Origin of the sequence: Pinirhizobacter sp., from assembly GCF_035317885.1 — a bacterium.
Classification (GTDB): domain Bacteria; phylum Pseudomonadota; class Gammaproteobacteria; order Xanthomonadales; family Rhodanobacteraceae; genus Pinirhizobacter.
Map to the genome: position 1 here is coordinate 1 of NZ_DATHFX010000418.1, position 3,040 is coordinate 3,040.

The window sequence follows — 3,040 nt, forward strand, 5'->3', positions numbered from 1 at the left end:
GTCACTGTTCCCGTAGTGCGTGCGTGCACGCGCGGCGCGTTGTTATCCACGACCTGCCCCCTTCGGCACACCGGTGCCCAGAACATGTGACAGTGCGACGCCAACGCGCGCGCCCAACGGTGCTGGTCCATCCGGCAAGGCATGGGAAGGCATGGCGTCCAGATGACCGAGGCCGGACAGACTGGCGGCGGCGCCCGGGGTTGCAAGCTGCACCGTCAGTGCCTGCTCAATCGCACTCTGCACCTTGCGCGGCGACAGACCACCGAGCAAGCCCGGATCAAGAATCAGTCGATCGATATGCACATGCACGCTCATGGCCGGGCTCCGCTGCCTTGCACGTGGAAATCGGCCTCGTTCACAGGCTTGTCGAGCTTGCGGAATTCGTCGCGGGCCGCCTGCAGCAGCAACGGCATGCCCACCTGCACGCCGGCGCGGGCGGCCATGAAAGCTGCGTTCAAGGCAATGCCTTGGATGCTGCCGCCGCTGAGCGCGAGCCTGGCGAGCCTTGCCACGTCCAATGCGCCGGTGGCAGCCTGCTGCGGGAACACCGTTGACCAGATGGCCTGTCGTTCGGCCACTCCCGGGAACGGGAAATTCACCACGAAGCGGATGCGGCGCAGGAATGCGCCGTCAAGCGCTCCCTTCATGTTGGTGGCGAGGATGGCCAGGCCCTTGAACGACTCCAGCCGTTGCAGCAGGAAGTTCACCTCGATGTTGGCGTAGCGGTCGTGGCTGTCCTTCACTTCGCTGCGCCTGCCGAACAGCGCATCGGCTTCGTCGAAGAAGAGGATCGCCCCTCCCTGCTCGGCCGCGTCGAACAGACGCGCCAGGTTCTTCTCCGTCTCGCCGATGTATTTACTGACCACGGCGGAAAGGTCGATGCGATAAAGCGGTAACTTCAGGTGATTGGCCAGGACTTCCGCTGCCATGGTCTTACCCGTGCCGCTTTCGCCGGCAAATAGCGCGGTGATGGCAAGCCCACGGTTCATCCGATCGCGAAAACCCCAGTCTTCGTAGACCGTGCCGCGATGGGCCACCTGGTCGGCGATCTGCTGCAAGAGGTTTTTATCGGCTTCCGGTAGTTTCAGGTCGTCCCAGCCGGCTTTCGGTTCGATGTGCTGGGCAAGGCCTTCCATAGCCGGACGCGTGCGGTTGATGGCCCCCTGCCAAAGCGCCGCGACGATATCCGGAGCACTGGCTTTGTCGCTGGCTACCGCGCCCAGCGCTGCCTGGGCAATGCGCTGGATGCTGCCGGTGTCGAAGTCGAAGTGACCTGCCAGTTGCCTGGCGTGGTCGTCGTTACCGTCACCGAGCACGCCCTTCCACGCTGCGCGCTGCTCGGTGGCGGTGGGTTTGTCCACGTCGACGGCGATGGTGTCTACGCCTAGCGACGCGAGAGGTTCACGCACGTCGACCATGGTGAGACCGCCGGCACGCGCCAGGAACCGGCGGAGCCGCGGCGTGCCCTGGCCATCGGGGGTGTCGCTGGCCACCACCAGCAAAGCGAGCGATAGCAGCTGGTTTTCACGCTGCCACAGGCGTTGCAGCTCTTCCTGTTCGGCGATGCCTGCGGGAATCAGGTCGGAGGCCAGTTCCAGCGCCTGCGCCTGCATCAGGTCGGCGACGGCGCGTGCCACGGCGCGCTTGCTGGCGCCGTCGGATCCGAGCAGTTGTACCACCGGTAACGGTTGCCCGCGTGGCACTTGGCCAAGGGTGGTTGCGATCGACCTGGCCACCTCCTGCTGTGATGCCGGCAACGCCGCGGAAGGCAACACCGTGACCAGGGGCGCAACACGCGGATCGAGATAATTCATGCCCTTGGCAAAGTTGACGATGCGCTCGTCGGCCATCAGCGCCGCGCCGATCATCGGCTGGGTACCGGGCTGGTGGATGTCCACCAGTTGCCAATAGCGCAAGGGCCGCTGCGGTGACATCGCGTCCCAGCTTGGGTCTTCAAGCGTGGCGAAGGCCAGGCCGAAGGTGGGGAACGGCTTGGCCGTGTCGTGCTGCGCATCGGCGCACAGCGCCGGCCAGCGCGTATCCATCTCCATGCCAATGCATAGCAGCAGAATGTCGCGCTCGAAGGGCGTGAGCTCCAGGCGTTCGGCCAGCAGTTCCAGGGCAGGGACGTGGGCGTTGCCGTCGGCGGTCTCGTCCAGGGAAATCGCCAGCTGCGTGCCTTCGGCAGGTTCTTCGACCTCGATCACGCCCGGTGGCGACGATTGAACGGGCGGAGGACGGGATACGGCGGTGGAAAGCGCGGTGCGAAGGCGCGCCAGGCCATCGGCAAGATAACGGTCATTCGCTTCCAGCCAGTCGCTGCGCGCACTCATGACACCACCACTTGCTGGTCGGCGGCGAAGGCGGGCGTGGTGCCGGTGAAATCCACGGGTACGCTGTCCACGCCATCCACGCGCAGGCGCACCGTATAGGTTCCGGCGACCACGCCCGGCACGGTAAAGGTGAGCACGGTCGGCTTGCTCGCATCCGACGGGTTGCTGATCGTGCCCAGCGGTACCGGCTGCTCGCCGAACAGCAGGCTCACCCGCTGACCGTCGCGCACGCGCGGCGAACAGGTGATGGAAATCGCAACGTCACCCGGTGCCGCGGTCAACGGCGAGATAGTGATGGTCGGCGCGATGGCCAATGGCAGCACGTTGCTGGCGGTGGCGGGCAGCCCCGCGGGCTGCGACAACGCGGCTATGGCGAATACGCCCGGCGCCCAGGTCGCCATGGCGGTCGGGTCATCGGCGAGCGCCGGGATTTTCAGCGCAAGCCCGTCATCGGCAGCCGTACCGGTCACGGTGAAGGGAACCAGCAACGGGCCGCCATCGATACGCAGGATGCTGCCGGCAAGGTTTCTTCCGGCCAGATCCACCGTGTCGCCCAGCCGAGCGGCGCCCTGCCCGCGCGGATACCCCACCGCATCGAGGATCGGCGTGCCCGAGGCCACGGCGAACACACCCTGGTCCTGCGCGCCACGCTTCAACACCGGCAGCGGCGAGCGGCGGGCGGCGTTGCTATCGATCAGCACCACGGC

The 3,040-nt window shown here is 66.2% G+C and carries 3 protein-coding genes; all 3 read right to left on the reverse strand.

What is annotated here, in order from left to right:
• Positions 1-42 precede the first annotated feature (42 nt).
• Positions 43-315 (reverse strand): hypothetical protein, encoded by a 273-nt coding sequence (locus tag VK519_RS13760; RefSeq protein WP_324350681.1) that lies wholly within the window; start codon positions 313-315, stop codon positions 43-45.
• Positions 312-2,333, reverse strand: coding sequence for an ATP-binding protein (locus VK519_RS13765; RefSeq protein WP_324350683.1), 2,022 nt, complete (start codon positions 2,331-2,333; stop codon positions 312-314). The genes VK519_RS13760 and VK519_RS13765 overlap by 4 nt, the downstream gene beginning before the upstream one ends.
• Positions 2,330-3,040 (reverse strand): DUF8756 domain-containing protein (locus VK519_RS13770; protein WP_324350685.1); only part of this gene is annotated, 711 nt, incomplete at its 5' end. The genes VK519_RS13770 and VK519_RS13765, both read right to left, overlap by 4 nt.

Bases quoted from the DNA above. Each gene is read 5' to 3' on its own strand.
- VK519_RS13760 (WP_324350681.1), bottom strand. From the start codon at position 315: ATGAGCGTGCATGTGCATATCGATCGACTGATTCTTGATCCGGGCTTG.
- VK519_RS13765 (WP_324350683.1), bottom strand. From the start codon at position 2,333: ATGAGTGCGCGCAGCGACTGGCTGGAAGCGAATGACCGTTATCTTGCC.